This window comes from Paenibacillus zeisoli (assembly GCF_003994465.1).
GTDB lineage: Bacteria > Bacillota > Bacilli > Paenibacillales > Paenibacillaceae > Fontibacillus > Fontibacillus zeisoli.
In genome coordinates, this window is the sequence record NZ_RZNX01000001.1 from 424,041 (window position 1) to 450,989 (window position 26,949).

At 43.8% G+C, this 26,949-nt stretch carries 32 protein-coding genes; 27 read left to right on the forward strand and 5 right to left on the reverse strand.

Features of this window, described 5'->3' with window-relative positions; genetic code table 11:
* The 13 genes from opp1B to EJP77_RS01985 all read left to right on the forward strand — a co-directional run bounded on the left by opp1B (position 1) and on the right by EJP77_RS01985 (position 10,430).
* Positions 1-933 carry a nickel/cobalt ABC transporter permease gene (gene opp1B, locus EJP77_RS01930; protein WP_127198261.1) on the forward strand — a complete coding sequence of 311 codons (933 nt, stop codon included), beginning with the start codon at positions 1-3 and terminating at the stop codon, positions 931-933.
* A complete protein-coding gene (gene cntC, locus EJP77_RS01935; protein ID WP_127197499.1) occupies positions 933-1,823 on the forward strand; it encodes a staphylopine uptake ABC transporter permease subunit CntC in 891 nt (296 codons plus the stop codon). The genes opp1B and cntC overlap by 1 nt, the downstream gene beginning before the upstream one ends.
* A 7-nt stretch (positions 1,824-1,830) precedes the next feature.
* Complete coding sequence (cntD, locus tag EJP77_RS01940) at positions 1,831-2,652, forward strand: staphylopine uptake ABC transporter ATP-binding protein CntD (protein WP_127197500.1); 822 nt, start codon at positions 1,831-1,833, stop codon at positions 2,650-2,652.
* On the forward strand, positions 2,639-3,382 hold the full coding sequence (locus tag EJP77_RS01945; protein ID WP_127197501.1) for an ABC transporter ATP-binding protein: 744 nt from the start codon (positions 2,639-2,641) through the stop codon (positions 3,380-3,382). Before cntD ends, EJP77_RS01945 begins: the two co-directional genes overlap by 14 nt.
* Before the next feature lie 28 nt (positions 3,383-3,410).
* Complete coding sequence (cntE, locus tag EJP77_RS01950; RefSeq protein ID WP_127197502.1) at positions 3,411-4,613, forward strand: staphylopine family metallophore export MFS transporter CntE; 1,203 nt, start codon at positions 3,411-3,413, stop codon at positions 4,611-4,613.
* A gap of 57 nt (positions 4,614-4,670) precedes the next feature.
* The gene (locus tag EJP77_RS01955; RefSeq protein ID WP_127197503.1) at positions 4,671-5,108 is read left to right on the forward strand and encodes a GNAT family N-acetyltransferase; all 438 of its coding nucleotides are present in this window, start codon (positions 4,671-4,673) and stop codon (positions 5,106-5,108) included.
* Positions 5,109-5,182: 74 nt separating this feature from the next.
* Entirely contained in the window at positions 5,183-5,758 is a 576-nt protein-coding gene (locus tag EJP77_RS01960; RefSeq protein WP_127197504.1) for a dihydrofolate reductase family protein, read from the forward strand.
* A gap of 39 nt (positions 5,759-5,797) precedes the next feature.
* Positions 5,798-6,106 (forward strand): hypothetical protein, encoded by a 309-nt coding sequence (locus tag EJP77_RS01965; RefSeq protein ID WP_127197505.1) that lies wholly within the window; start codon positions 5,798-5,800, stop codon positions 6,104-6,106.
* A 262-nt stretch (positions 6,107-6,368) separates the two neighbouring features.
* A complete protein-coding gene (locus tag EJP77_RS01970; RefSeq protein WP_127197506.1) occupies positions 6,369-6,794 on the forward strand; it encodes a MarR family winged helix-turn-helix transcriptional regulator in 426 nt (141 codons plus the stop codon).
* Positions 6,795-6,899: 105 nt separating this feature from the next.
* Positions 6,900-8,336: a DHA2 family efflux MFS transporter permease subunit gene (locus EJP77_RS01975; RefSeq protein ID WP_127197507.1), complete on the forward strand. Its 1,437-nt coding sequence runs from the start codon at positions 6,900-6,902 to the stop codon at positions 8,334-8,336.
* A gap of 296 nt (positions 8,337-8,632) precedes the next feature.
* Positions 8,633-8,788 carry a hypothetical protein gene (locus tag EJP77_RS20540; protein ID WP_185897105.1) on the forward strand — a complete coding sequence of 52 codons (156 nt, stop codon included), beginning with the start codon at positions 8,633-8,635 and terminating at the stop codon, positions 8,786-8,788.
* A 183-nt stretch (positions 8,789-8,971) separates the two neighbouring features.
* On the forward strand, positions 8,972-9,928 hold the full coding sequence (locus tag EJP77_RS01980) for a sigma-70 family RNA polymerase sigma factor (protein ID WP_127197508.1): 957 nt from the start codon (positions 8,972-8,974) through the stop codon (positions 9,926-9,928).
* Between the two features lie 76 nt (positions 9,929-10,004).
* A complete protein-coding gene (locus tag EJP77_RS01985) occupies positions 10,005-10,430 on the forward strand; it encodes an SRPBCC family protein (protein ID WP_127197509.1) in 426 nt (141 codons plus the stop codon).
* A 79-nt stretch (positions 10,431-10,509) separates the two neighbouring features.
* Here EJP77_RS01985 and EJP77_RS01990 read toward each other — a convergent pair whose 3' ends face one another.
* Entirely contained in the window at positions 10,510-10,926 is a 417-nt protein-coding gene (locus EJP77_RS01990) for a VOC family protein (RefSeq protein WP_127197510.1), read from the reverse strand.
* A 358-nt stretch (positions 10,927-11,284) separates the two neighbouring features.
* A complete protein-coding gene (gene ahlS, locus EJP77_RS02000) occupies positions 11,285-12,133 on the reverse strand; it encodes an AhlS family quorum-quenching N-acyl homoserine lactonase (RefSeq protein WP_127197511.1) in 849 nt (282 codons plus the stop codon).
* Positions 12,134-12,364: 231 nt separating this feature from the next.
* On the opposite strand from ahlS, the gene EJP77_RS02005 reads away from it, so the two are divergent.
* Together EJP77_RS02005 and EJP77_RS02010 are read left to right on the forward strand one after the other, a co-directional pair.
* Positions 12,365-12,775, forward strand: a complete 411-nt coding sequence (locus tag EJP77_RS02005; protein WP_246021619.1) for a winged helix-turn-helix transcriptional regulator — start codon at positions 12,365-12,367, stop codon at positions 12,773-12,775.
* A gap of 366 nt (positions 12,776-13,141) precedes the next feature.
* Positions 13,142-13,417: a hypothetical protein gene (locus tag EJP77_RS02010; protein WP_127197512.1), complete on the forward strand. Its 276-nt coding sequence runs from the start codon at positions 13,142-13,144 to the stop codon at positions 13,415-13,417.
* A gap of 239 nt (positions 13,418-13,656) precedes the next feature.
* On the opposite strand, the gene EJP77_RS02015 is transcribed toward EJP77_RS02010, so the two are convergent.
* Positions 13,657-14,538 carry an SDR family oxidoreductase gene (locus EJP77_RS02015; RefSeq protein WP_127197513.1) on the reverse strand — a complete coding sequence of 294 codons (882 nt, stop codon included), beginning with the start codon at positions 14,536-14,538 and terminating at the stop codon, positions 13,657-13,659.
* Positions 14,539-15,152: 614 nt separating this feature from the next.
* Positions 15,153-15,500: a winged helix-turn-helix transcriptional regulator gene (locus EJP77_RS02020; protein ID WP_108465545.1), complete on the reverse strand. Its 348-nt coding sequence runs from the start codon at positions 15,498-15,500 to the stop codon at positions 15,153-15,155.
* A 538-nt stretch (positions 15,501-16,038) separates the two neighbouring features.
* Here EJP77_RS02020 and nirB point away from each other — a divergent pair.
* From nirB to EJP77_RS02045, 5 genes are all read left to right on the forward strand, one after another.
* Positions 16,039-18,480: a nitrite reductase large subunit NirB gene (nirB, locus tag EJP77_RS02025; protein WP_127197514.1), complete on the forward strand. Its 2,442-nt coding sequence runs from the start codon at positions 16,039-16,041 to the stop codon at positions 18,478-18,480.
* Positions 18,481-18,501: 21 nt separating this feature from the next.
* Positions 18,502-18,867, forward strand: a complete 366-nt coding sequence (locus tag EJP77_RS02030; RefSeq protein ID WP_127197515.1) for a nitrite reductase (NAD(P)H) small subunit — start codon at positions 18,502-18,504, stop codon at positions 18,865-18,867.
* Entirely contained in the window at positions 18,860-19,681 is an 822-nt protein-coding gene (locus tag EJP77_RS02035) for a uroporphyrinogen-III synthase (protein ID WP_127197516.1), read from the forward strand. Before EJP77_RS02030 ends, EJP77_RS02035 begins: the two co-directional genes overlap by 8 nt.
* Before the next feature lie 192 nt (positions 19,682-19,873).
* Positions 19,874-20,113 (forward strand): thioredoxin family protein, encoded by a 240-nt coding sequence (locus EJP77_RS02040; RefSeq protein ID WP_127197517.1) that lies wholly within the window; start codon positions 19,874-19,876, stop codon positions 20,111-20,113.
* Between the two features lie 81 nt (positions 20,114-20,194).
* Positions 20,195-20,806: a MarR family winged helix-turn-helix transcriptional regulator gene (locus tag EJP77_RS02045; protein WP_127197518.1), complete on the forward strand. Its 612-nt coding sequence runs from the start codon at positions 20,195-20,197 to the stop codon at positions 20,804-20,806.
* Here the strand turns inward: EJP77_RS02045 and EJP77_RS02050 are convergent.
* Positions 20,803-21,693 (reverse strand): LysR family transcriptional regulator, encoded by an 891-nt coding sequence (locus EJP77_RS02050; protein ID WP_185897109.1) that lies wholly within the window; start codon positions 21,691-21,693, stop codon positions 20,803-20,805. The genes EJP77_RS02045 and EJP77_RS02050 overlap by 4 nt on opposite strands.
* Positions 21,694-22,021: 328 nt before the next feature.
* Between EJP77_RS02050 and EJP77_RS02055 the strand changes: the two genes are divergently transcribed.
* The 7 genes from EJP77_RS02055 to EJP77_RS02085 all read left to right on the forward strand — a co-directional run bounded on the left by EJP77_RS02055 (position 22,022) and on the right by EJP77_RS02085 (position 26,933).
* The gene (locus EJP77_RS02055) at positions 22,022-22,420 is read left to right on the forward strand and encodes a DUF4345 domain-containing protein (protein WP_127197520.1); all 399 of its coding nucleotides are present in this window, start codon (positions 22,022-22,024) and stop codon (positions 22,418-22,420) included.
* Between the two features lie 56 nt (positions 22,421-22,476).
* Positions 22,477-22,977, forward strand: coding sequence for a cysteine hydrolase family protein (locus EJP77_RS02060; protein WP_127198263.1), 501 nt, complete (start codon positions 22,477-22,479; stop codon positions 22,975-22,977).
* Between the two features lie 331 nt (positions 22,978-23,308).
* Entirely contained in the window at positions 23,309-23,683 is a 375-nt protein-coding gene (locus tag EJP77_RS02070) for a DUF948 domain-containing protein (RefSeq protein WP_127197522.1), read from the forward strand.
* A gap of 764 nt (positions 23,684-24,447) precedes the next feature.
* The gene (locus EJP77_RS02075; protein ID WP_246021622.1) at positions 24,448-25,167 is read left to right on the forward strand and encodes a DUF2785 domain-containing protein; all 720 of its coding nucleotides are present in this window, start codon (positions 24,448-24,450) and stop codon (positions 25,165-25,167) included.
* 334 nt (positions 25,168-25,501) lie between these two features.
* Positions 25,502-26,431, forward strand: coding sequence for a DUF3885 domain-containing protein (locus EJP77_RS02080; RefSeq protein WP_127197523.1), 930 nt, complete (start codon positions 25,502-25,504; stop codon positions 26,429-26,431).
* Positions 26,432-26,501: 70 nt separating this feature from the next.
* A complete protein-coding gene (locus tag EJP77_RS20545; RefSeq protein WP_185897111.1) occupies positions 26,502-26,678 on the forward strand; it encodes a hypothetical protein in 177 nt (58 codons plus the stop codon).
* 18 nt (positions 26,679-26,696) lie between these two features.
* Positions 26,697-26,933, forward strand: coding sequence for a hypothetical protein (locus EJP77_RS02085; RefSeq protein WP_127197524.1), 237 nt, complete (start codon positions 26,697-26,699; stop codon positions 26,931-26,933).
* Positions 26,934-26,949: the final 16 nt, after the last annotated feature.

Here is a 26,949-nt window from a genome sequence, read left to right on the forward strand (position 1 = left end):
ATGAGTAGGTATATTCTCAGAAGATCTTTACTCGCAATTCCACTATTGCTCGTTATTTCTTTTATAACGTTTGTTCTAAATATTCTTTCCCCTATGGATCCGGCTGAGGTTGTGCTTCACGCGCAAGGCGTTCCCCAAATTACGGAAGATTTGCTGGCAGAGACAAGAACGGCTCTTGGAATGGATCAACCGCTATTTATTCGATATTTGAATTGGATGCTCTCGTGTTTGCAGCTGGATTTCGGCAACTCGTATGTCACGGGCAAGCCGGTGTGGTCCATGCTTGGGCCCGCATTCTTGAATTCGCTTAAGCTCACCGTCATTTCAGCCGTTACGGTTATCGTACTTTCCATTGGTCTTGGTATCATTTGCGCGCTGACAGAAGGGAGATGGGTAGACAAGTCGATTAGAGGGATTGCCTTTTTCCTGACTTCCATGCCTTCCTATTTGCTTGCAGCCCTTTTAGTCTGGTACTTCTCTGTTAAACTCGACTGGCTTCCCACAAACGGGATAGACTCCGTTCAAAGTTATATTTTACCCGTTAGCGTCATCACAATAAGCTACGCGGGAATCTATTTCCGGATTGTCAGAAGCTCAATGCTTAATCATTTGAATGAGGATTATGTTCTATACGGTAGAGCCTGCGGGTTGCCCGAAATCCGAATCACGATGCGCCTTTTGAGAAATTCTTTACAGGTAGCTGTCTCTATCTTTTTCATGGCCATTCCAATTATTCTGGGGAGCACGGTCGTTATAGAGAATCTATTTGCTTGGCCCGGTCTAGGCATGCTTAGCGTCAAAAGCATTCTAAGCAGAGACTTCTCAATCATCCAAGCGTACGTGCTTGTATTGGCGGCGGCCTTTATTGCAGTCAACACTTTTTCGGACGTGATCAATACATTGTTAAATCCTAAATTAAGGGAAGATTCCTAATGAACCGAATCCATTATCTTTTTAAAGACAGGCTGGCTTTATTCTCTTTCCTCCTTATAACAACTACTTTATTAGTTGGGATATTCGCGCCATGGGTAGCCCCAAACGATCCGCAAGAGGTTCATATGAATCTGAGGTTCGCCTCTGTGTCCTGGAAATATCTGCTTGGCAATGATCACTTAGGACGCTGTGTTCTATCACGATTAATATACGGAATCAGGCCAAGCGTGCTCTGGGTACTGATTACGCTCGCGATCTCGGTAGGAATTGGCGCGGTGGTGGGCTTTGTAGCAGGGTATTTCAAAGAAAAAACCGATGCTTTTCTAATGAGGATCTGCGATATCATGTTTTCTTTTCCGGGATATGTCATGACCCTGGCGATTATCGGTGTACTCGGTGTAGGGATTGAGAATATTCTTCTTGCCTTTGTGCTGATAAAGTGGGCTTGGTTTGCACGTATCATTCGTACATCGGTTATACAGCACTCTAATGCAGAATATGTAAAGTTCTCCAAGGCTCTCGGTACAAGCAGCTTCAAAATTATGCGGATGCATATCCTACCCGTAACACTACCCGACATCATAGTAACGTCCAGCAGTTCCTTTAGTTCCATGGTGCTGCAAATATCAGGTTTTTCTTTTCTTGGATTAGGGGTTCAAGCGCCCCATGCGGAATGGGGGATGATGTTGAATGAAGCTAGACAAGTTATGTTCTCAAGACCCGAAGTCATGTTGGCACCCGGGATAACAACCATTATTTTCGTATCCGCCGTCAATTTCTTTACCGATGCCCTTCAAATTGCATTGGATCCTAAACTAACGCCCATTGGGAGAGAGCACAGAAAAGGACTAAAGCAGAGAGCAAATCTGCATAGGGGAGAGGTGGCGTAAGTCGAACATGAGCATTCTACTGATATCGAAATTACGAATTTGGGATGGCAGCACCGGAAAGGTAATCATTCCGGCTATTTCATTCGAGCTTAACTCGGGAAGCTGCTTGGCTATCGTTGGCGAAAGCGGCAGCGGCAAGTCCCTAACATGCAGAGCGATATTGAGATTAAACCAAAGGAACATTCGCCAATCCGGCGAGATTGTATTTCAAGGTGAACGTATAGATCGGTTAGCAGAAAATGAAATGAGGCGAAGAAGAGGAAAGCAGCTTTACATGATTCCTCAGAACGGAATGCGTGCCTTCGATCCAACAAGTGTAATCGGCGTTCATTTAAGGGATACGCTGGTTCACCATTTTGGCTGGAACCGAAGTGAAATCGTTGAGAAAATGAAGTTGGCCATGCAAAGCGTAAGACTTAAGGACCCCGTTGGAATCATGAACAAGTATCCTCATCAGATGTCAGGGGGAATGCTTCAGCGGGTTATGATCAGTTTGGCTATCGTATTAGAACCGGACATTATCATCGCGGATGAACCAACATCAGCCTTGGATACCGTCTCCAAATATGAGGTGATAGAACAGTTCTGTCGATTAAGAGAGAAGATGGGATGCTCCATGATTTTTGTTTCCCATGATTTAGGTGTTGTCAGAAAGATAGCTGATGAGATTGTTGTAATGAGAGACGGCAACATTGTCGAACGTGGAGAAGCATCGGTTTTGTTCGCTAAACCCCAGCATGAATATACCCGGCATTTAGTAGCTTCGCATGCAGGGATTCATGAACATTTCAATAGAGTAATAGGAGGGCCTGCCTATGTTAGTCGTTGATCAGGTCAATAAATACTACAGAAAAGGCGGTATGTTCTCTCGCGAAAGGCAGCAAGTTCTAAATAACATTAACTTTCAATACAACCTAGGCGAATGCCTGGGTATCATTGGGGAAAGCGGTTGTGGCAAGTCCACGCTAGGCAGACTGCTGCTTGGAATTGAGAAGCCCGAGAGCGGGTCTATCTTGTTGCACGGCGAGGAGCTAGTAAAGAAAGGTACTGGAAAAGTAGCGATGAGCGCTGTTTTTCAGGATTATACCTCATCGATAAATCCATTTTTCACAGTTGAACAGGCCATAATGGAAGCTTTAAATATGAAACCAGGCAAGCGAAAGTTAAAGGCAAGCAAGGTCGATTATTACTTGCAGCATGTAGGTTTGGAGCTGTCTTGCCGCAATAAATATCCGCATGAGTTATCTGGAGGCCAAGTTCAGAGAGTGTGCATAGCAAGAGCGATCGCGACGGAGTCTCCCTGTATTCTTCTGGATGAAGCAATTAGTTCCCTGGATGGATCGGTGCAGATACAAATCCTGGAACTACTCAAAAAACTAAAGGATAGGGACAAGCTCGGTTATATATTTATAACCCATGATATCCAGTCAGCAGCTTATCTATGTAATAGAGTCATGATTATGAGAAACGGTGAAATTGAAGAAATAGTTAATATCGAACACTTAAAGGATGTTCAATCCCCGTATGCCAGGAAGATGTTAGAGATGATTATGGCTTAACGCGGTATTACTGGGAGGAGGATAAGGATTGAAAGGTGCTTTAGCTTGGCCATTTATGCGACTATATCTACTAACCCTTTTGTATTTCAGCGCAAATTCTATACTTAACGTTTATATCCCCTTAAAGGGAGATTCTTTAGGAGCCAGCAATACCGAAATCGGAATCATCATGGGAGCTTACTTATTTACAACAATGTTGTTCCGGCCGTGGGCAGGTTACATGATTCAACGAAAAGGTCCTGTTCCGGTGCTGCGAGCAATTATCGCTATTAACGGACTGGCACTTCTTTTATATACTTTTACCGGCATGGAGGGCTATTTTTTCGCAAGAGTGATGCAGGGGGGATGTACGGCTTTCTTCTCGATGGCTTTACAATTGGGCATTATCGATGCTTTGTCGGACAAGGAACGCTCGCAAGGAATATCTCTGTATTCTTTATTTGCTACCATTCCCAATATAATTGGACCCTTAATAGCAATAGGAATTTGGCAGTCCGGGGAAATGAATTTTTTTGCCATTGCGATGCTTACCGTCGTAATATTTACGACAATTGCTGGCTTTAGCATTCGAATAGACCACTCTAAACCTTCGACACCCGGAACAGAATTGCAGAGGCAATCGTTTTTACAATCTTTTAGTAAGCTGTATAAGAACCCTGATTTATTCAGATGCAGCCTCCTTATGTTACTCGCATCCCTGGTATTTGGAGCTATGTCCACCTTTCTTCCTCTATATGCCGCAGAAATTCCTGATAGCAACGCAGCGATCTACCTCTCCATCCAGGCATGCACACTTGTGGCAGCAAGATTTTTTCTACGTAAAAAGATCCCTTCGAATGGAAAATGGCATTCTGGATATGTCATGACGATCATGCTATTTATAGCTCTTTCATCGCTTAGTATCAGCTTAAGCGGTTATGTCTGGGGAGGGCTCGTCTTGTTTTATTTTAGTTCGTGTTTATTGGGAATCGCTCAAGGTCTGCTATACCCCACGTTAACGACCTATCTATCCTTCGTACTTCCACAACAAGGTCGTAATGTTCTTCTGGGTTTATTCATTGCAACGGCGGATTTGGGAGTTTCTATGGGAGGAGCTATTATGGGCCCGGTAGCGGATATTACCTCTTATTCCGTTATGTATTTGATTTGTGCCTTTCTCGGCATAGTTACTACAGCACTTGCCTATGATCGCCGGGAAATTGTTGTGCTTAGAAATTCAAATATGGAATAATGTAATGGGAACTAAAAGAGGAAAATAATTCTATAAATGCGAAATGAGTTGAAAAATATGGACATAAGAAACTTCTCAAAAGCAGACTTACATTTATGTGTTGACCTATTTATTAGTGTGTTCAACCAGGAACCATGGAATGATGAATGGTCTAGAGAATATGCCGAGCAGTACTTAAATGACTATATTAAAGCTTCTGGCTTTAGGGGTTACATTGCTGAAGATGCAGCTGGTATTAAAGGGTTTATTGTTGGAGTTCGCAAGAAATGGTGGAGCGGGGATGAATTCTTTATAAATGAAATGTGTGTGGATACCACTTGTCAAAGAAGTGGGGTTGGGACACAACTGATAAATTATTTGCAAGAGAATATGAAATCAGAAGGCATTGATCGCATAACCTTGCTAACCAATAGAGGGATAGCAGCAGAACAATTTTATAAGAAGAATGGCTTTATTGAAATAGAAAGATTGATATTTATGAATAAGGAGTTATGAGTAGATTTCTACCAATTTGTCCTATATTGTAGTTAATATACATATCCCTCATGAACAAAGGAGAACTGTTGAAAATGAGAAAACTTGTTCTATTCTTGCACGCATCGCTAGACGGTTTTGTAGAAGGACCGAACGGTGAAATGGACATTGGCTGGGTTGCCTACGATGCTGATTTAGAGAAACACGCGAAAGAAATTCTGAGTACTGCCGACACTGTCATTTGGGGACGCGGAACTTATCAGATGATGCACAGTTACTGGCCGTCTGTACCTTCGGACCCATCAGCTTCGCAGCATGAAAGGGATCATGCCGAGTGGATCGAAAAGACAACCAAAATCGTTTTCTCCACGACGCTGGAGAAAGTCGAATGGAACAACTCCAGACTGGTGAAAGAAGATGTAGAGGAAGAGATTAAGAAGCTCAAACAGCAGCCAGGCAAGGATATGGTCATTCTGGGCAGCCCTAGGCTCGCACACTACCTGATGCAGCTTGATTTAATAGATGAGTATAAAATTACCGTATCTCCCGTCCTGATCGGCAGCGGATTGCCATTATTCCAAGGTATCAAGGAGAAGATCAGTCTTAAACTTATCGACAATAAGACGTTTGATTCTGGAGCCATTGGCCTCGTGTACCAGACGGTTAGATGACCTTGTCTCAATCCATCAATTTATTTCTGGAGGATATTTATGAACCAACGCTTTCGAATTACGAGATCCATGCAGCCAAAAGCTGGTGTTCAAGGGATTACATTGGAGGAATGCCAAGCTTACTTCTCATCTAAAGCTAATTTTGCTTACCAGACGGTGCTGACCGTGAAGGGGAAGGAGAGCACCATGTCTATAGATGGGGATTTCTTTATGTGGAAACATGGAGAGGCTCTCATTCCATTCAGACACTATATGGGGGATTTGTATGTAGCCGTCTCCCATCAAGAAATCGTGCCCCTCATGATGGAAATTGCAACTGATCTTCGGGCAGATATGGTAGAAGGGTAATGGGCTATTTCGGAAGTTTCATGTGACAATATACTAACTTAATGCTGCGCAGCTGTGCGGCTTTTTGTGTTGTTAAAGAGAGAATATGGGTAAAGATTATTTAGGAGAAGCCCCGTTTTAACGGGCTTATTCTATATACTCCCGTGGTCCAAGGGAAATACGAGTCACTTTGAAGGGCGTTGTTGTTCTGTTGACAGTAGAATTTCAACGTAATATATTTAGCCAGCTAAATATTATTCGTGACTACTGAGGAGAAATATTAATGACAGATACGGTGGACTGCGATATTCGCCAGTCGTTAGATCGAATTTCCTCCCAAATGCGTCGAGATTATAGCGAGTCTCTTAGGGAACTTAATATTTATGTTGGCCAAGAGAATTTACTTTACCGCTTGTGGTTAGGCGATGGGGTTACACAGATGCAACTGTGTGAACACCTAAAATGCGAGCCACCTACGGTAACCAATATGGTTAAATCCCTTGAGCAGAACGGATTTATTTACCGTGAACGTGATACACATGATGCAAGGATTATGCGAATTTTTCTAACTGACAAAGGTAAGGAACTTGAGAAACCAGTGGAAATCAAGTGGAAGCAGCAGCAAGAAAAACTACTGGATTCCATTTTACCCGAAGAGCGATTATTATTAAGGCGGCTTTTGAAGCAAATAGAGAGCAACTTATTATAAAGTTTCTCTCACCTATATACTTAGCAGGCTAATATTTAGCCCGCTAAGTATACATCGAGTATTTATCGCAATAATCGATTATTTCATATACGAGGAGATATAGAAATGAAAAGGCAATACAATACGCGTGCTATTATGGCATCACTGCTGATCTGCGGTTTTGTTGGCATGTTTAGTGAGACCGCTCTAAACATAGCCATGACTAATATAATGGAAGTGTTCCAAATTTCGGCTGCAACCGCACAGTGGTTAACAACCGGGTTCTTGCTGACTCTTGGTATTATAATGCCCATAAGCGGGTTGCTGCTACAGATGTTTACGACGAGACAGCTGTTCACAGGTTCACTTATAAGCTTAATTACAGGTACTCTCATTGCAGCGCTCGCATTTAATTTTGAGATGTTGATGTTCGCTCGAGTTTTACAAGCGACAGGTATGGCATTATTGCTGCCACTTATGTTCAACACCATCCTTGTCATATACCCACCGGAAAAGCGAGGGGCGGCGATGGGGTTCGTCGGGCTAGTTATCATGTTCGCTCCAGCGACCGGACCGACCGTAGGCGGTTTATTGATAGAATTTCTATCATGGCATTACATTTTCTGGTTCTCACTGCCACTTTTGGTCATAGGGCTATTGATAGGGCTGAAGTATTTGGAGAACGTTACGGATGTCACAAAGCCTCGGATAGATTTACTATCTGTATTTTTATCAACGGTCGGCTTCGGAGGGGTGGTCTTTGGCTTCAGTAAGGCGGGCGAGGGGGCTGAGGGTTGGACCAGTATGGGTGTGATCACGCCAATCGTCGTTGGGCTCGTTGCTCTAGTATTATTCATATTACGGCAAAACTTTATGAACGATCCTATGATGAATATGAGTGTTTTCAAGTATCCAATGTACGTCGTGGGACTGCTTCTGGTACTGTCATGTATGTTGATTATTATGTCGAGTATGATTATTCTGCCGATGTTTTTGCAGACCGGAGCAAGATTGTCCGTCTTCACCGCGGGACTCATGCTTTTGCCTGGCAGTGCGCTGAATGGAATCCTCTCGCCACGAATGGGAAGCTTGTTCGATAAATATGGGCCAAAATGGCTCGTTATTCCCGGACTCGTAATCGTATCAGCCATGTTATGGTTCTTTACTTCCCTATCACCGGCTTCTTCAGTGGCCTTTATCGTGGCCTTGCATATCGGGCTCATGGTTGGGGTAGGTATGATTTGGATGCCTGCTCAAACGAATGCGCTAAATCAATTGCCACCGGAATTATACCCGCATGGTACGGCGGTTATGAATACATTGCAGCAAGTTATAGGCGCGATTGGAACAGCGGTCGCAATTAGTATTCTTACTAGTGGTATGGAGAGATACTTGCATGGTTCCTCCTCTCCGACCAAGCAGACAGAAATTGCAAATGCGATGACGGCTGGATCTCAAAATGTGTTCCTATTTTCGATGATTATCGCATTGATTGGCTTAGTTATGGCGTTCTTCATCCGTCGTGTCGTAGTAAATGGCGAGACGAGGAAATCAATACATTAATATAAAATACGGCAGACGACCAGCTTTGGTTGTGCCTGCAAACAGCCGAGCGGTAGACTTGACATTAAATGTCCAGTCTACCGCTCCTTTATTTATGCTGCTTGTCTAATGACACAAAGTTACCAACATGCACGTCGGCAAGACCTTACTAGGGAAAATATGTCATAGACGTGCTACTTGAATAAATAATACATAGGGTGAAACTTCTCATCACATACTACAACGTGAGGAAACAGTGGTTTTCTCAAACCGTTCGAGTAGTTACCGATTCTCGCGACATGGGGAGGTGTAAGGTGATGAAGAATAAAAATGCGAAACATAGCTCTAAGCAGGTAGGGAAGAAAAATGGCGTTCCAAATCTAGATGCGGAATTTGCTTCAGAAACAGGCGCTATTGTTGCTGGTGCAAATGCTAAAGCCCCTAAAGGAGCGTCCCAAAAGACGAACCAATAGGCTGCCTGAAATTTTGTTAGGTTAGGAGCAGCTGCTATTTTGTCAGCAGAAAGAGTATAAGACCACTGAAGATAGTGGTCTTTTTTATGTGTGAGGCTTTCAAAATATCAGATTGAGGCTGCCCGCTTCATTGCATATAATGAAGGTACAACCCTTCGGGGGAGATCGTTAAGGGAGGCCGTAATGCACGAGACCGTATTTGACGAAACATTATTTGCAAGCTTGAAGCCGGGCTTAACCTCGTTCTGTTACCGAATGCTAGGCTCCATGGACGATGCGGACGATGCGGTTCAGGAGACGAGTATTCGGGTCTGGCAGAGCTGGAGCACGTTCAGACAAGATTCCTCGTTCAAAACTTGGGTCTATCGGATTGCCTCCAACCTGTGCTTGGATAAGCTGAGACAATCCAAACGCCGTGCGCTTCCCGTTGACTTGCAGGGCCCGGCCGTCGCCATCGCCACGCCGCGCGAAACATTGCCGGACTCTGCCTGGATCTGGCCGTCTCCCGACTTTGGGGGTAATCCGGAGGATCGGCTCGTCCGCAGAGATACCCTTCAATTGTGCTTCATCGCTCTCCTGCAGACCTTGCCTCCGCGGCAGCGCGCGGTACTCATCTTGAAGGATGTATTTGAATGGTCCTCCAAGCAGATCGCTGAGATGCTTTCGATATCGCCGGCAGCTGTGAACAGCGCCTTGCAAAGAGCCCGAGAGACGATGGGCCGGGCGCAGCTTCGCTCGGATGAGCTCAGCAGCATGGACGTTCAACCGGAACAGGAGCTGCTGTCCCGGTATGTGGAGGCTTTCGAGAAGTTCGATATTTCTGCGCTCGTCGCGTTATTCCACGAGGAAGGCTGCATGTCGATGCCACCCTTCGAGATGTGGATCCGCGGCAAAGAAGATTTGTCCGCCTTCTTTTCGCTTACTCGCTGGCATTGCGAAGGTTCGCGATTTGTACCCGTTAAGGTGAATGGCGGTTACCCGGCGCTTGCCCAGTACATGCTGGACAAAGACGGTTCTGGTCTGGTACCCTGGGGCATCCATGTCATCGTAACCAAAGAAAATCAAATCCTGCACGTTCAAAACTTCATTCATACGCCATTATTTTCCCGATTTGGGCTGCCTGAGCGAATGGACCGATGAATTTCGTCATTGGCTTACGTCTATATTATTGAGAACAACCAAATGACGAATATCATGAGAGAGGTGTCTATTTAAAATGGAAACGAATCACCCGACGAAAGTAACCGTGCAAGCTGTTATTCAATCCCCTGTCGAGAAGGTATGGCGCTATTGGACCGAGCCGGATCACATCACGAAGTGGAATCAAGCATCCGAGGACTGGCATGCGCCGAGAGCCGAGAACGATCTACGGGTCGGCGGCAAGTTTCAGACACGTATGGAAGCGAAGGATGGCAGCATGGGCTTTGATTTTGGCGGCGTCTACGATGTCGTGAAACATCATGAGGCGATCGGCTACACCATGGAAGACGGAAGAAGAGTGGATATTTCTTTCATCGATCTAGGGAATGAGACGAAGGTCATTGAAACGTTCGACGCGGAAAGCTCAAATCCCGTCGAGTTCCAGCAAGCAGGCTGGCAAGCCATCATGGACAATTTCAAATCCTATACCGAACAAAACTAATCATAGCGAAGAAGACGCCGGGGAAGATGCCCGGCGTCTATCTTTTTGATCCCTAGTACGAATGTGCTCTCCGTTAGCGTTAACCTTGTGTTGCATCCATGTTCATGTAATTAATAGCCCACAGATGGCCGTCCAGGTCCACAAAGCCCCAATGATACATGGAACCATGATCTTCAGGTTCAGCATGCAATTTCCCGCCCAAAGAGACCGCGGTATTCACGATTTCATCAACCTTTTCCCTGCTCTCAAAGGCCAATGCGATCGTCATCTGAGCATACTTGCTCGTATCGACGGACTCCCTCTCCGTGAGCGTATTAAAGAATGCATGATTGATCAGCATGACCTGCAGGTTGTCGCCGATTACAATAGCTACCGTATTCTCACTGTCAGGGAATTGTGGGTTGAGTTCGAATCCGAGTCCGGTGAAGAACGCTTTCGATTGTTCTACGTTTTTTACAGGAAGGTTTAAACTTGTGAATGTGGACGTTAATGCCATCTTCAAAACACCTCTTCGTCAAATTAGTTTGTGTTCATTATGCCTTCTTTTATATAGACGACAGCCAATCCGGAAATTCATCGGTCTTATGGATTCGGAAGCGTAAATTTTGAAAAGTAACTTGATATTGAGTTTGGATTTCGGAAACTATGAAAATTAAATGTTGGGTTGGGACACAATATATATCGATGCACGATGATAAATTACTTCTTGCTTTAACAAGACCGATTTGTGTAAAGATGAACGGCATTCGGTAGCTGTAGCTTGGTGCTACTACCCAAAAAGAGCGATGTTGCGAGAAGCCAGCGTGCGGTTAATGGTGGCATAGATGATTTTTCGTCCGTATGAGAAGGTTGAGTTATTCATAATATCCTTCAGTAGATTTTCTCAAAGTTTTGAATTGATCCGTATCATGCCCGAACCACACTTGGGAATTCGTGCGGGCAGCCAAAGTGCGAATTTTCTCTACTGTGTTTCGATAGCCGATCAAATCATAAATAATACCAGGCGGCTTGACCGGAGGACCAAAACTTTCCGCGGTGTATATGGCATCGGAAGCTAAAATAATTCCACCGGTTTCTGGCATTTCGATCTGGAGACCTAACATTCCCCAAGCATGACCGCTTCCGAAATTCAAGATTTTGATACCATCCACCAGATCCAAATTGTCTTCTCCCGGTTTGATCGTTTTCCATTGCAGCTGGTTTTTGATCCATGCATCAATATCAGCCCATACATAGGCTCCTTCTTTTTCATTGCGGGCGTAGGTCTGCAGTGCTCCATTAAACTCATTCTCATGGACGATAATGGTCGCGTTCGTGAACAATTCGAGGCATCCTGCATGGTCTAGATGCAAGTGGGAGGCAACAACATACTTGATTTCCTCGGGTCTAACCTTAAGCTGCTCCAATCGGTTATGCAGGTAACATTCCTCGCTTGCCACCCATGGAGACGACAGTTGGGTCGATTGTGCCCAGCGCCCTTGAACGCCCATTGAGTTTGGGTTGCAGGCTGTATCAAACAAGATTTTCCCCTCAGGATGATCAATCAATACCGTATAAATTGGAAACTCCACAAATTGTGTCTGGGCATTCGGGTTATTAATTGTTGCTGGATTATGCATGGAGATGATCCAATTTTTATCCATGCTCATTCGACCGTTATCCAATACATATAGCTTGGGATGCATTTTTATAATATTTGTCATGTTTTTTACCTACCCATCGTAGTAATCCAGTGCAAGGTAACCCTTTTCGGGAGCGCATTTTCTTGCTCTTGGAAGACTCGGATTCGCCCTTAAGAGGTTTCTTTGCTATGGCAGATTAAGCTTAAGCTGCTCAGTACTGGTATAGACATACAGTAATACAAAAAATAGAATGATATAAGTAGGCACTTTAAAGTGTCCTGGAAACTTCATAGTGCATAGGAGGGGAATTGTTTGGCGCATTCATCTACAACTAAACAATCTGATATTTCGTTATCCAATTGCGGCTATAGCAAAGTTCTTGACATTATCTCTAACAAGTGGTCAGCACTTGTTATATATGCCATGGAAGACGGTAAAATCAGATATGGAGAAATGCTTCGGAGGGTTGCGGGGGTTTCTAAAAAAATGCTTACCCAGACGGTACGCAAGCTAGAACGTGATGGAGTGGTTCAACGACATATTACTCCTACTGTACCTCTAAGTGTCGAGTATTCACTAACAATATTAGGGGAAACATTGCTTCAGCCGATGAAAGAGTTAAGGCAGTGGGGAAGAGAAAATTACACTCAAGTTGTAGAGGCGCGAGTTAAGTATGACTCTGCTTATACTCCTGGTTCACATGAAACCGGCAGCATAAATTGATGAACTTTAGGGTACATGAAATATCACGTCGATCCGAAATACCTGGGTTTAATGTTAATTTTCCAGCGGATCTTAGAACGAATGAGTTAACTTCATTTTATGATGAATTAGTTCATATGTATGGAAAGATGTCAGGCTCTGCGTCATTAGTTGGACTAGAAAGCAATGTGGATATACGTGTATAAATGGATAAGTCAAGAAACTTGACTGAAAAACTTGACTTACATTCCCTAGCGGAGATGGTGCAACATTAGAATTAACCCAGTCTCATTTAAACAAGATGGAATAACAAGATATGATTGGAGTTTTTATAAATACCCTGCCCAGATTGAATACTTAAGCTATGAAGACGACGAAGGATGGACAATGAAATCGATTGTGAATGATAAAGATGAGATAGATTTTATATTTCAACAGATGAAAAAATATAAAGAAGACATTCGCTCTCATTCAGAGTTTGACATTCGTAAAGACAGAGGTAAGAAAAAATCAGTCGTTATTAGACGTCTGGATGGTACGGGAACGATCATGTTCCAGTTTAGTTATTACGAAAATGGTAAATTCGCTGATTTAGGAAATGGTGTTGAATTTGTTCGATTATCTGATCACTTAGTTGAACTTTTACATGAAAGAATCCACTGAAGGCGGGGGGAATCGTTCTATGCTGTTCCGCGATCCCGATGGCAACTTTCTTAACATCAGTGAGCCAGTGACTGAGGATGCAATTAAACGGATTAGAGGTAGACCTTAACGAGTAGTAAAGCGAATTATAAGTCATCCCGGGCGGGAAATGTTAGCTCAATACAATAGCGACAGTCAATTTTGTCGTCCTTGGCTGTCGCTGTTTCTTTTTCAAATTTAGTCTAAAACATACCCAGCTTTCAATCTTCAACTTTAGAAAACTGAGATTTAAAGAATTCCTTAAATGTCATAGGTTTTCGGCCAATCAGACGTTCAAGATCCCCGGATGTCTCCGAAAATTCTCCAGTGTTGACTCCTCGCACCCAGCCTAATAAGAAATCAGTCATGAATACAGGCAAGCCATTCGCTACCATAGAGTCTATATACTCTTTTTCGCTAACTGCCTCATAAGGGATATTCATCTCACTAATCTCCGAGAGGGCTTCAGCGATGTCTGCAAAAGAGCTTCCCTCGCTGCCACTTAGAGTGTATGACTTATTTTCGTGCCCGTGTTGAGTGAGAACGGCTACGTTAGCTGCCGCTAAATCATCCAGAGATGCAGCGGCAACTTTGCCGGAACCTTCTGGTACTCGCACGCCGGATTTAAGCGCATCTCCGAAATACATATGCATGACTTCAAGATACGGTGGATTCCGCAGAATGGTATAAGCTAGTCCGGATGCTTTAAGCGTTTGTTCAGCAAATAAGTCTGACATCGACACTTCGGGCACAATAAGATTTGAATTTTCTCTTCGTATGATCGACGTGAAGATCACTTGTTTAACCCCAGCCTGCTTTGCAGCTGCAATGACATTGAAATGTTGCGTATTACGGTCGGTAAATGCTTGCGCGGAGATAAGCATGACTTTGTCAACACCATTAAAAGCTCGCAAAAGGGAGTTATAATCAAAATAGTCGCCCTGATGGGCCTCTACACCTTCTTTAACAAATCTTTCGATTTTTTCGGATTGCGGATCACGTACCAATACAGCGACCTGATTTGCAGGAATCTTTTTAAGAAGAAGGTTTAGTGTCCTGCTGCCAAGATTACCCGTTGCTCCAGTAATAAGTATTTTACCCATATTAGTAACCCCTTTGAACTTGTATTGATAAACCAGTTGCAATATAGAATAACGTTATCAAACAGTGTATTGATCCAGCAGATTTAAATTCAATCCGGCGAGTGGTCCTCCCATTTGTTGCAGAAGACCGCCCTGGCTCAAGGATCCAAGATCAATACAGGCAAAGCCAATCTTGTCCCAAATTTCTTTCAAGACTTGTTTTACCTGGATGTCGTCACCGGACATGAACAGGACAGTCTTCGGCTTCTCTTCCGTGTAATCTTAATCCATTCCATCGGAACACTATTAAAAGCTTTAATTACATGAGCACCCGGAGCATATTGGGCTATGATTTCACTTGAATTCTTTCCTGACCATTCACCAAGTAGAGGTTCCGTATTTTCAAAACGGTTGGTAGCATCAATAAGAACGCGGCCTGTCCAGTCAGGAACCATTGACAAAGCAGCAGGCATTTGCGCCCACGTCACGCATAATATCTTTGATTTTCTTCATGGCCACAAGTCTTATTATGTTCCATCTATAACTTTTAAAATAGTACGTACTTTTGGGTTACATAGTAACTAAAATGTGATAATTGTGATGAAGTGCAGAATAAATGGGTCAATGAAAGTACTCTATTCTACATTTAATCTCCGATATTCATCCTTGCTCAAGTTCTTCTCTGCATAATTTTGGCCCCAATCACAAAGAGCTCGCAAAGTGGGTTCAAGTGACATACCCATTTCTGATATTGAATATTCCACTTTTGGTGGTACCTGATTGTACATTTTTCTTATAATCAAATTAGCACTCTCCAATTCCCGTAACGACTGGACTAACATTTTCTGAGATATTGTGGGTATGAGCCTTTTCAATTCACCGGTCCGTTTAGGACCTTTTATTAAATAATACAGAATAAGAGGCCTCCACTTCCCGCCAATGACATTTAAAGTGATTTCCAGATCACAATAAAAAGTTTTCAATAAAAAAACACTACCCTTCATTTAATTTCCATTAATATAATACATGATAAATCTATTACTTGTTGATCTAAGGGAAACGATAGTTGAATAAAGGAAGTTAACGAGGCTGCTGTCGTAGGACAAGAACATGAGCCTTTAGATACGTATCCTACAACTGTATATCTTGGAGTCATAGAACGGTACCGAGTAAAATTTGAGAATAATTAAGAAGAGGATAGAGGGGGATTATCGTACCAAAGAATCTTCCAAGTGAAGGAATTCATTGAACGAGCACAACAAGATGCTGAATCAATCAAAGGAGCTTCTAACTAGCAGAAGCTCCTTTTTTTCATGCCAAGCCAGAAGAGAGACACCAGGTTACCAAAAGATGAATCATTCAGTTAAAAATTAAAGTAATGAGGTTTGCTTCTATAACCTTCTTTTCTTATGATGGAAATAGAGAAAATCTGCTAAAAATGGTTCGGTTGTACGTGTGATGTTTAGTAGGTTACAAGTTCTCTTATGCATGGATTCGTATATCTATTTAGGAGGTTTCTGCATGGTGAAAGTACAAGAACGTCGGCATCTAGTCTTGATTGGCAACGGGATGGCGGGCATCAACACGGTGGAGCAGATATTAAAACTGGCGCCCAGCACCTACAGGATCACCGTATTTGGAAGCGAGCCTTATCCCAACTACAATCGTATTCAGTTATCGTATGTGCTAGAGAAGAGTAAAGCAGTAGAAGACATCATTCTGAACGACTGGGATTGGTACTTAGAGAACGGAATAGAACTCTATACGGGCACGACGGTAACGCATATTGATACGGAACAGAAAATCGTGAAGGCAGACAATGGGATGGAAGTTCCCTATGACACCCTCATCATTGCAACCGGTTCAACCCCGTTTATACTTCCTGTTCCAGGAGCGGATAAAGAAGGAATTGTAGGTTTCAGAGATATCGCAGATTGCCAGAACATGCTACATGCAGCAGATCAGTACAAGAAGGCTGCTGTTATTGGCGGTGGCTTGCTAGGACTCGAGGCGGCCAAAGGGCTGCTTAAACTTGGGATGGATGTGACAGTGGTCCATCTGTTCGAAGAGATTATGGAACGTCAGCTCGATCATACCGCCTCACTGATGCTTCAGGCAGAGCTGGAAAGCCAGGGTCTGAAATTTGCTACCGGCAAACAGACTGAGGAGTTTCTGGGAGATGATCGGGTCAGCGGTATTCGGTTCTCAGACGGAACAACGCTAGATGCAGAATTCGTAGTCATGGCAGTGGGGATCAGGCCAAACACGGCATTAGCCAAGGAAAGCGGCATTGAGGTAAATCGCGGGATTCTTGTGGATGATTTCATGCGTACTTCAGTACCGGATATCTATGCGGTAGGGGAGTGTAACGAGCATCGCGGTATTAGCTATGGGCTCGTAGCTCCGCTATTTGAGCAGGGGGCTGTACTTGCTAAGCATCTATGTGGAGTGGATACGAAGCCGTATGAAGGATCTGTAGTATCTACTCAACTCAAAATATCTGGCGTAGACGTGTTCTCCGCTGGTGAATTTATGGATGCGGAAGGGCTGTCTATTGTGCGGGTGCATGATGACTGGCGGCGTATTTACAAAAAAGTGCTGCTGCGCAACGGACGGATTGTCGGCGGTGTCCTGGTTGGAGACGGAAAGGAATCCTCCAGGCTGCAGCAGTGGATTCGAACAGGCACCGTAATGACAGAAGCCATTCATAATGCGATTGTGGGACAAGCTTCGGCCGAAACAGTGAATACAGTCGCAGATCTGGCGGATGAGGAAATCGTATGTGGTTGTAATGGGGTAACGAAAAAGCACATTGTGGATGCCATTAACGAAAAAGGATTAACCACGGTGGAAGAGATCAAGGTAGCAACAAGTGCTTCGCGTTCTTGTGGAGGCTGCCGGCCTGTTGTAGAGCAGATTCTTCAATACGTGCTTGGGGACAAATATGATTCAGCGGCGGCAAAACAGGAAGCCATCTGTACCTGTACCACACTGAGCAGAGATGAGGTCGTGACAGCGATCAAGGAAAAGGGGCTGATCACCTCCAAGGAGGTAAGGTATGCGCTGGAATGGGATAACCCGGAGGGCTGCTCCAAATGTCGTCCTGCGCTGAACTACTATTTGGGTATGATCTGGCCGGCTGAGCATGTGGACGAGAAGGACTCACGTTTTGTGAATGAACGGATGCATGCGAACATCCAGAAGGACGGAACTTTTGGCGTTGTGCCGCGGATGTACGGCGGAGTAACCACACCGGAGGATCTCAGACTCATTGCCGATATTGCCGTGAAATACAACATCAAGCTCGTTAAGGTAACCGGTGGTCAGCGGCTTGACCTGCTTGGGGTCAAGAAGGAGGACCTGCCGAAGATCTGGCAAGACCTTGGCATGCCGTCCGGATATGCGTATGCGAAGGCGCTGCGTACGGTGAAGACCTGCGTGGGATCACAGTTCTGCCGTTTTGGCACGAAAGATTCGATGGGTATGGGAATCATACTGGAGAAGAAGTTCGAGCGGTTAGATATGCCAGCCAAGTTCAAGCTTGCTGTTAACGGCTGTCCGCGTAACTGTGCGGAATCATCAACCAAGGATATCGGCATCGTCGGCAATGAGGGCGCTTGGGAGATCTACGTTGGTGGTAATGGCGGGATTAAGGCCCGGCTTGCTGAACTGCTGTGCAAGGTGCGAACAGATGAAGAGCTTCTTGAGATTGTCTCCGCATTCATGCAGCATTACCGGGAGACAGGCAAGTATCTGGAGCGAACCTCGGAATGGATCGAAAGGAGGGGACTTAAATCCGTCACCGAAGCCGTAGTCAATGATCTGGATAACCGCAGGGCTTTGGCTGAGCGTATGGAGGTCGCTTTGGCGCAGGTGAAGGAACCTTGGAGTGAAATCCTGAATAATTCAAATTTAAGGGAACGGATGTTTGAAGAGATCAGTGTCTCTACGAAACAGGACTAGTAATTAGGAAGGGGTTGCAAGATGGAACCGATAGTAGACGGAAATGAATACACATATTACCTGGTTGGCCATGTAGATGATTTCACGGAGAGACTGGGACGGGTTGTCCACTTGGGTAAGGAAGAGATTGCGGTATTCAAGACAACGGACGGACAAATCTATGCACTTGAAAATAAAAGCCCTGGGCCGCGTGGAGGCACCATTGCAGAAGGAATTATATCCGGGCAAGTCCTGTTCGACCCGATCTGTGACTGGCAAATTTCGTTGGCGGATGGTCATGTGCTTGATCCTGATACGGGACAGGTCCGGACATATCCGGTTGATGTTCTCGGAGATGAAGTGCGAATTGGATTATTTAAGAATGAAGGAGGGGAGTTCCATGAGTAAAGACCTTCAGAACAAGAAAATTGTCATTGCCGGGTCGCGGAAAACGGAAGAAATGAGTGAAATTATTGAACGAAGAGGCGGGGTCCCCCTTGTCCGGTCACTTCAGGGATTAACGTACTCGGATCCGGTTGAAGTGGAAGAGGATGTAAAGCGTTTTATCCAGCAGGGAGCAGACTGGTTTATTTTCACGACAGGGATTGGATTTGAAGCTATGATTCAAGCTGCGGAGAGGCTTAATGCTGTCTCTGATTTCGAAGAGAGATTGAAAGAAACCAAGATTGCCTGCCGCGGTTACAAAACAAACGCTTTTCTCAAGAAATCTGGTATTCATCCGGTCGTCTGTGATGACGATGGAACGATTGCCAGTATGATCGAAAAGCTTGAGGTGTTCGATTTTAACGATCAGAAGGTGTGGATTCAGCTTCATGGCGAGTTATCGTCGGAGTTATATCAGTTTATCAAAAACAAGGGTGGCATGGATGTTCAGGCCATACTGCCTTATCATTATCAAGCCCCTGAACAGCAGACCCTTGCATCGATTCTGAATGAACTGATTCAGCGGGAAGTGGATGCCGTCTGCTTCACGACGAGAGTTCAAGTCGGATATTTATTTGATTATGCAAGAGAACATGGACATGAAGAAGAGCTGAAATCCGTCTTTGAAAAGGATGTACTGGCTGCCGCTGTCGGCAAAGTAACGGCTGAAGCCCTTCGAGATCGAGGGATAAGCCGGATTATCGTGCCGGAGAAAGAACGAATGGGTGCTTTAATCGTGGAGATCGCGCAATACTATGAAGGTGTAGAGGGCCAATAACATGGTCCATAGAAAGTCGCTAATTTTTAGCGGCTTTTTTGTTTTATCGGTACAAGTTCTTGTCCCATGCATCTTTATCATAGGCGCAGCCAATCATTATCATAAGAAATTTGGAATTGTTTGGTAATCTCAACTCGATTACGATATAAATGTAGCAAGGCTACATAATATATATTAGAGGAGAGATGCAGCATGGCAAAAGGAGTATTTTATCACGCGGGTTGTCCGGTATGTGTAGAGGCAGAGCAGGTATTTCTAGAATACCTAGATCCGACGAAGGTAGCGGTAGAGGTCGTACATCTGGGCACAGACCGTTCCCGGATCGAGGAGGCAGAGCAGGCTGGGGTGAAATCTGTTCCGGCAATCGTGATCAATCAGGTAGTATACCACATCAATTACGGTGCGAGCTTGGACGATGTAAAAGGAAGCTAACTAAGGGGAAGAGGCTGCCCAGTGCGGCTTCTTTTCGCTTTTGCCAAAGTTCGTATGCCCGTACGAGAGGTGTGATGCCGGATGTTCTTCCATGCAGCCGACCGGGAGAAGCAACCCTCAGCCCGGGTGAGTATGACTCTATTTCGCGTAAGCCAATCTGTGAAGAAAATTACCCAGATGGAAAGCGATGCGGTGGGGTTAAGTCCGGTACAGGTGCATGCGCTGCTCTTTGCGGGTCAAACCAGAGAGGACATGGCTACGGTTGGTCATTTCGCCAGGGCGATTGGCGCAAGCCATGTCACCGCTGTGAAGATCGTGAATGGGCTGGTGGTGAAGGGATTGCTCGACAAGCTGCAGCACCCGGGTGATCGTCGGAGCACGATCATTCGCTTGACAGCGGCAGGCAAGCAGCAAGTGGAGGCACTGGAACGATGGGGGGAAGCGCTAGAGCGTACGATCGCTTCGTTACCTGCGGAAGCACTTTCTATGCTGGAATTGGGGCTGGGAGCGGTCATTACAGCCTTACAGCGGGAGGGCTACCTGACGGTCGCGGAACCATGCAGAGGCTGCGTTAACTTTAGGCCGAACACTGGAAGCGATGATAAGCCGCACTACTGCACTGCGCTGCAAAATTACTTGTCCCACGAAGCCTCTTTGAAGGAGTGTCCGGAGCACCAATCGCCGACTGACTAGTCTCTATAAGCGGTGACGAATCTTTCCAGGAAGACCCTGCTCGCCGCGCATAAAAACTTGTGCTTCCGGTATACCATCCCTACCTCAAGCTGGAAACCGTCTTGCTCTAAAGGAATGGCGGTAACTCTACTATAATGACTTTCTTGCAACAGACTGGAAGGTACGATGGCCAAACCCAAGCCCTCGCGCACCATGGCTAAAATTCCTTCGAGGCTGTCTATCTCCAAAGCTGGGGAGATTCTGGTCTCTGATGACTCACAAGCCTTTAGGATGACACGGCGAAGGAAGGGCTCTGCCGGTAGTAAGCACGGGAAGCTGGCTATAGCACTAAGGGGAGGGGCATCCACGTTCGCTAACGGGTGCTGCAAGGGAGTAATCAGTACAAGGCGTTCGGTGTAAAGCGGAATGCACTCGAGCTGATCCCGCTGGGCATGCTCCGGCTGAAGATAACAGAGCCCGACATCGATAAGATTCTGAAGCACGGCATCATAAATTTCTTCGCTTAATAGGTTGCGTACAGTCACTTTGATCGATGGGAACTCCCGGTGAAAAGCCATAAGCACACTCGGAAGTTTTGCTGTGGCAAGCGTGGACAGGGCACCGATATCCATTGAGCCCCTTTGCAGTCCTTGCAGTGAACGAATGGCGACTCTTGCTTGCTGAAGTTCATGCATAATATGATAGCAATGCTGCAAAAGGATCGCTCCCGCTTCGGTGAGAGCGGTCTTTTTGCCAATACGGTCAAAGAGTGAAGTACCGAATTCGTCCTCAAGCAGCCGGATTTGCTGGCTGAGCGACGGTTGTGTAATGCCAACTCTTTCTGCGGCGCGAGTGAAGTGCAGCTCCTCCGCAAGTGCAGTGAAATACTCCATATGTCTAAATTCCATATCTTCCCTCCAAGCGGTAATTAGTTCCATTGTAAGCTTGTAGGGTAGGGATGACAACATCTACGCTTAGATGATTTTTTTTCGGACTCGACTTGAACTGACTGCATTGAAAATTACTTATTAAGGACAGTAATGAAGAACCACCGGGTGAAGAATTCCCACCTATTTGTCCTTGTGCATAGGCTTATATCGAGTGGGTTAAATCCCTTTTTATTAGGCAGATTACACTGAATTGATATGTTATAATTTGGATTAAAGGACCGATATAAGGGCTGTAATGCATGTAATCTGCACAATGAGTTTAAGACTTTTTGAGGAGTTGATTAAAATGAACAGGCGCCTACTTCAAATCGCTACAGCAGTCCTAGCTTGCGTGCCTACGGCCACTGGCCTGTTGGCCATGACTGGTCTAGATGATCCACTTTACAATACGCTGCATTTACCGCGGGACGCTTCCCTCGACAGCAACCTGCGATTTTACGCCGGAGTCTGGCTTGGGCTAGGTGCAGCCGCCTTCTGGCTGCTTCCACGAATCGAACGCGAAACGGTGTTATTTCGCTTCCTATGGCTGATGATTTTCATCGGCGGCATTGGGCGTCTAATATCGCTGGCGCTGGCTGGTATGCCGCTCCCACCCTATATTGGCTTTACTATTCTAGAAGTAATAGGAGCGCCTCTGTTCATCTGGTGGCAGTCACGAGTAGCCCAGGCCGCAATCAAAAGTTGAATGGAATTGATCATTGTAAAAATTTAAAGTTAAAGATAAATATTGAGGTGGAAATTATGGGGATTTGTGCGGATGTTTTAATAGTCGTCGATTTACAGAATGGTGTTTGTTACAGCAAAGAGCATTTGTTTGGATTAGAAAAATTACTTACTAAAGTAAATGAAAGAATCTCCTTGTACAGAAAGCTGCATAAACCAATTGTTTTTGTTCAACACTGTGATGAGGAATTAGTACCTGGAGAAGAACAGTGGGCTATTAATGCTAAACTCGATGTTCAAACCCAAGACTTTTTGGTAAATAAAATACATGCAAACTCTTTTTACAGAACAAACTTAAAAGAAATTTTAGATCAATTAAATGTACATAGTATAGAATTTTGTGGTGCCCAAACTGAATACTGTATGGATGCTACTATTAAATTTGCTCATGGACTGGGTTACAAAAACCTTATGATAAAACACGCAACCTCCACATTAAATAATTCATCTATGTCTGCAAAAGAGACTATTAATTTTTACGAAAATATGTGGAATCATAGATATGTAGAGTTCATATAAGATAAAAACCAAAATGAACGCTAATAGCTGACGAAATCCCAAGATGGGAAAACGATATCACTCACTTAGGGAGAGGGCTATGCTCGAGTTCCAATATAGTACCGGTTGTCGAATTGGGGAAGTTGTAAAAATAGACAGCGAGGACTTGAAGTGGGAGAACTGTTCTGCGATTGCGACTACGCTGTTATATGTTCAACTCCGTGGGGAACGCCGGCGAGAACTATACCGTGTGATCAACAAGCTTTATCTTTCCATCGGAATCTCTCTTTGCATATGGAATGAGGCGGCTTCTTCGAACATAAAGTGTGAAGTAAGGAAGGAGAGCTGACTTATGGAAATCAAAATAAAACATAGCGTGGCCGGGGCTGCAGTTGCTTTTATAGCGCTTAATGTATATTTGATCAAGACATTGAAGAAGACTACGGGTACCCTGGGTGAAGTGGATAAAACCTTGGCTGAAGTAAGGGGGACGCTGGGCGGATTGTCTGAAGAGGCCAAACACCTCATCCGCAATGCCAATCAAATTACAGTCGATGTGAAGGGGAAGATAAATGCGGTTGATCCTCTGCTGGAGACAGCTTATGATGTGGGGGAAGTCATCCATCAAGTCACGGATTCGGTACTGGGGAACAACGATACATCTGAGATAAGATCGACTTCACCCGTTTACAGCACCTCTCCTAATCTACATTTAAAGGTGAAGTAGGATCTGAAATAACGATTTACAAATTATGGAATAGTGTGTATCATTAACTATTATTATGGAGAGGAGGCCGATGAAGATGATGAATCCAATAGGTGCATATTCTATCTCTCATCGACCTCACCCGGAATACCTGCCGGATATTTAAGTACCTGAAATAGCACTTGGATGTTTAAGCGACTAAACAAAACACTTGGCATGAACCACAGGACTAAACCTTATGACTTTAACAATCCTCAAGATGTGATTCAATCAATATCTATGATAACCGCTGAGTCTTTCGACTTGACTCATTATTGGGGTACAATTTCAACGTAAATGAAGAATTCGACGAGAGTTTGGAATATTACTATCCAGCTGCTTGGATGATATATTCGCTTACAAGTAAAACGTGTTTACCGCGATAGTTGTGTCGAGGGACAAGAACTTGATCCCATTTCCATTGAAAGTCGCTAAATTAGCGGCTTTTTTGTTTTTCAGTACAAGTTTTTGTCCCGAGTCAAGGACAAGAAGATGGTCCGATTACCGATTAGATATTTATTTAACTACTTGTCACTACTCTAATTCGTTAAGCTAACGGGCAGGATAGTTTAATTGAACACATCTTTTATATATCGAAATCAATTGATTTCGATTAGAATAAGATCAAATTACATTTGGAGTGTGATCGAGGGACTATTGAGAAGAATATTACAGAAGTTCAAAAATGGCCCTAGGAGAACCCTCAAAAAAGTCACTTTGAAACATTTCTAGTAGGAGCGTGTAAAATGAATTTAAAAGAAAAGTTGATATTAATAAAAGAAAATGGCTACCAAGCACCTCCCGATACATACCAGTTGATACAAGAAATGATAAATAACATCGGTACTTTGGATGCGGGGCTACGTGATGAGCTAATTTATACAACCTTATCACACTGGATTCCCGGTAATTCTCTAACTGAAAACGAGCTAGAACAACTTCTACCAGTTGTTCTGGATAATAACCATTTGCTTTTTAAGCTTGGAGAAACAAAAACAGATTCTGTCTTCACTCGATCTTTCTCTATGCTAGTCATACCGCTCCTCTTCCTGAGGCATAGAGAGTCACCATTTCTCTCAAGAGAGAAAATTCATCAGATAAAAGAGAAAGTATTTTACAATGTACAAGAAGAGCGAGATTACCGTGGGTATGACGAAGAAAAAGGCTGGGCGCATGCCATAGCTCATGCAGCAGATGCTTTAGATGATTTGGCTCAATGTTCCGAACTGGATAAAAACGACCTCATAACCATCCTCGATTTGGCATACGAAAAGATGACCATAACAGATCGGATTTACTCCGATGGTGAAGATGAGAGAATGGTAGGAACCATAATTAGTGTTTTAAAAAGAAAAATACTTAGTAAGACATATGTAGAGCAATGGATTCAAAGTTTTGGTGATGTGGAGAAAAGTTCAGAATTTCTTCCTGCCTTTAAGCAAAAAAATAATATAAAGAACTTTTAAAAAGTTTATACTTTCGAATTAAATTTTACAAAATATATGCCGATCTTTGCCCAACTATCGAGTATACATTATATAAAGTAGAAAAAGTATACTATTCCTAATTAAGAAAAAAGTGAGGGAGGAAGCACCTACACTTGCCCGTCTCCACTTCAAATGCGGTACAGGCAAAACATTAGCCCTAAGGGGATATTTTCCTTCCACACTTTCCCTGATATTTTGATTTACGGGGGTTCAGATGGACTCCTTTTTTCGCAAGATAATTTAGCATATAATCTTTTTCAAAAATTTGGTTAAAAATTGGTGATATGATTAAACTAACGGAGACGATAGTTCAATGAAAAGCGAAGGGAAATTTGCAGTGAATATTGTAAAAGAAATCAGGGCTCAAGGTCCTTATATTCGTTTTGAACTTGGACTCGAAAATTTAATAAATGAGGCGTATCGGTACGAAAGTATTCAACGCGCTAGTGCCATCTATCGTTCAATTTTCGATCCTAAAGACGATGTGATATTTATGCATCGCACCAGCTATGGTACGAATGAAAAACGAATCAGTAAGATTCGATTAAAGCGTTTCTTCCAAACGCGATTGAAGCAAATGAGATCGTGTACTTTGCCATATGAGTTTGATGAGTCGGATGATGAGATCTACACTAAAGAATGGACAGTTGAAGTTATAGCGAAAGATATCCGAATGCTGTATGTACTTGAATCCATTGAAAATGCCAACTTCATGCGTAAACCTAGCGCCGGAGGCCAGATTTACCTGTATAACAAAACAAAAGGTATTTTGTTTCATATGTATGACGATCGCGGCTGTGATGTCTACAGTTTCGACATAGGCGCTCTTTTGCCTTTATACCATTTACATCGAAAATGGATTTTGGATTATAACCGATACGAAATTGACAACCTATTCGGCGAAGGACTTGCCGGTATAATTGAAACGGATGAAGAACGAAAGATTCGATGTGAATTTAACGACAAAAAAGTAACTGATTCCGGAATTAATCTTAGGGAAGTTAATACCTGTCACATATCACATCATTTCGAGATTCCGTTCGTAAACGCCAAAGAATTTGAAAAAGAAATCGCGCTATCGTCATTTTCCATTCAGCAGATTTCCAAAATGGATGACAAAGTCAGGTTTATAGCTACCAAAACGCAAGCCTTAGCGCTTATTGATTATCAAACGCACCTCATGAGTATGTACGGTAAAAAATATGGGACTTATGCCGGTTGGAACTTTGAAAAAACATTTTGATTCAGGAAGTAGGTCTAATAAAGAATCGTTTGTTAAATACTTTGTTCATTCAACTAACTTGGAGGTTACCGTGAAAACTAATGAAGCGATGTCTACACTATTGCTTAAAACCAAACCTTCAGGGGTTAATAATAATGATGAATACGCCCATTTTGTTGAATGGGATGGCTGTATTTTGATTAGCTGTTTTGCAAGAGATTTACCGAGTAGTTTCGATAAAACAACTTACTCAGACCGTACTGAGTGAGAGACATCGATAAACCATTTGCACTTGGAGAACCTCTCTATAGCTTTAAAATTAACTGACGTATGGGAAAAGAAGAAACTCCGTCGTAACTTCCCAGGCAAAGAATTAAATATTGTAGTTACTTGTGAACTTGATGGTAAAGAAGCTGTTGCTCGTTTTTATCAGCTAAGACCGGTGGAAGTTGCCTGGGTGAATGAAGAAAATGATTTCGAAAATTATAAGCATGAAGCAATACTTCTTCTAAAGGTTCATTAACCTAACGGGGAAACAA

Coding starts and splice junctions, on each gene's coding strand:
- EJP77_RS01985 (WP_127197509.1), top strand. CDS start 10,005: ATGGAAACGAATCACCCGACGAAAGTAACCGTGCAAGCTGTTATTCAA.
- EJP77_RS02015 (WP_127197513.1), bottom strand. CDS start 14,538: ATGGGTAAAATACTTATTACTGGAGCAACGGGTAATCTTGGCAGCAGG.
- EJP77_RS01955 (WP_127197503.1), top strand. CDS start 4,671: ATGGACATAAGAAACTTCTCAAAAGCAGACTTACATTTATGTGTTGAC.
- EJP77_RS02030 (WP_127197515.1), top strand. CDS start 18,502: ATGGAACCGATAGTAGACGGAAATGAATACACATATTACCTGGTTGGC.
- EJP77_RS01945 (WP_127197501.1), top strand. CDS start 2,639: ATGTTAGTCGTTGATCAGGTCAATAAATACTACAGAAAAGGCGGTATG.
- nirB (WP_127197514.1), top strand. CDS start 16,039: ATGGTGAAAGTACAAGAACGTCGGCATCTAGTCTTGATTGGCAACGGG.
- EJP77_RS02010 (WP_127197512.1), top strand. CDS start 13,142: ATGAAATCGATTGTGAATGATAAAGATGAGATAGATTTTATATTTCAA.
- EJP77_RS02080 (WP_127197523.1), top strand. CDS start 25,502: ATGAAAAGCGAAGGGAAATTTGCAGTGAATATTGTAAAAGAAATCAGG.
- EJP77_RS01965 (WP_127197505.1), top strand. CDS start 5,798: ATGAACCAACGCTTTCGAATTACGAGATCCATGCAGCCAAAAGCTGGT.
- cntC (WP_127197499.1), top strand. CDS start 933: ATGAACCGAATCCATTATCTTTTTAAAGACAGGCTGGCTTTATTCTCT.
- EJP77_RS02040 (WP_127197517.1), top strand. CDS start 19,874: ATGGCAAAAGGAGTATTTTATCACGCGGGTTGTCCGGTATGTGTAGAG.
- EJP77_RS20540 (WP_185897105.1), top strand. CDS start 8,633: ATGAAGAATAAAAATGCGAAACATAGCTCTAAGCAGGTAGGGAAGAAA.
- EJP77_RS01970 (WP_127197506.1), top strand. CDS start 6,369: ATGACAGATACGGTGGACTGCGATATTCGCCAGTCGTTAGATCGAATT.
- opp1B (WP_127198261.1), top strand. CDS start 1: ATGAGTAGGTATATTCTCAGAAGATCTTTACTCGCAATTCCACTATTG.
- EJP77_RS02070 (WP_127197522.1), top strand. CDS start 23,309: ATGGAAATCAAAATAAAACATAGCGTGGCCGGGGCTGCAGTTGCTTTT.
- EJP77_RS02060 (WP_127198263.1), top strand. CDS start 22,477: ATGGGGATTTGTGCGGATGTTTTAATAGTCGTCGATTTACAGAATGGT.
- EJP77_RS01960 (WP_127197504.1), top strand. CDS start 5,183: ATGAGAAAACTTGTTCTATTCTTGCACGCATCGCTAGACGGTTTTGTA.
- EJP77_RS02055 (WP_127197520.1), top strand. CDS start 22,022: ATGAACAGGCGCCTACTTCAAATCGCTACAGCAGTCCTAGCTTGCGTG.
- cntD (WP_127197500.1), top strand. CDS start 1,831: ATGAGCATTCTACTGATATCGAAATTACGAATTTGGGATGGCAGCACC.
- EJP77_RS01975 (WP_127197507.1), top strand. CDS start 6,900: ATGAAAAGGCAATACAATACGCGTGCTATTATGGCATCACTGCTGATC.
- EJP77_RS02035 (WP_127197516.1), top strand. CDS start 18,860: ATGAGTAAAGACCTTCAGAACAAGAAAATTGTCATTGCCGGGTCGCGG.
- EJP77_RS01980 (WP_127197508.1), top strand. CDS start 8,972: ATGCACGAGACCGTATTTGACGAAACATTATTTGCAAGCTTGAAGCCG.
- ahlS (WP_127197511.1), bottom strand. CDS start 12,133: ATGACAAATATTATAAAAATGCATCCCAAGCTATATGTATTGGATAAC.
- EJP77_RS02045 (WP_127197518.1), top strand. CDS start 20,195: ATGTTCTTCCATGCAGCCGACCGGGAGAAGCAACCCTCAGCCCGGGTG.
- EJP77_RS01990 (WP_127197510.1), bottom strand. CDS start 10,926: ATGGCATTAACGTCCACATTCACAAGTTTAAACCTTCCTGTAAAAAAC.
- EJP77_RS02050 (WP_185897109.1), bottom strand. CDS start 21,693: ATGGAATTTAGACATATGGAGTATTTCACTGCACTTGCGGAGGAGCTG.
- EJP77_RS02075 (WP_246021622.1), top strand. CDS start 24,448: ATGAATTTAAAAGAAAAGTTGATATTAATAAAAGAAAATGGCTACCAA.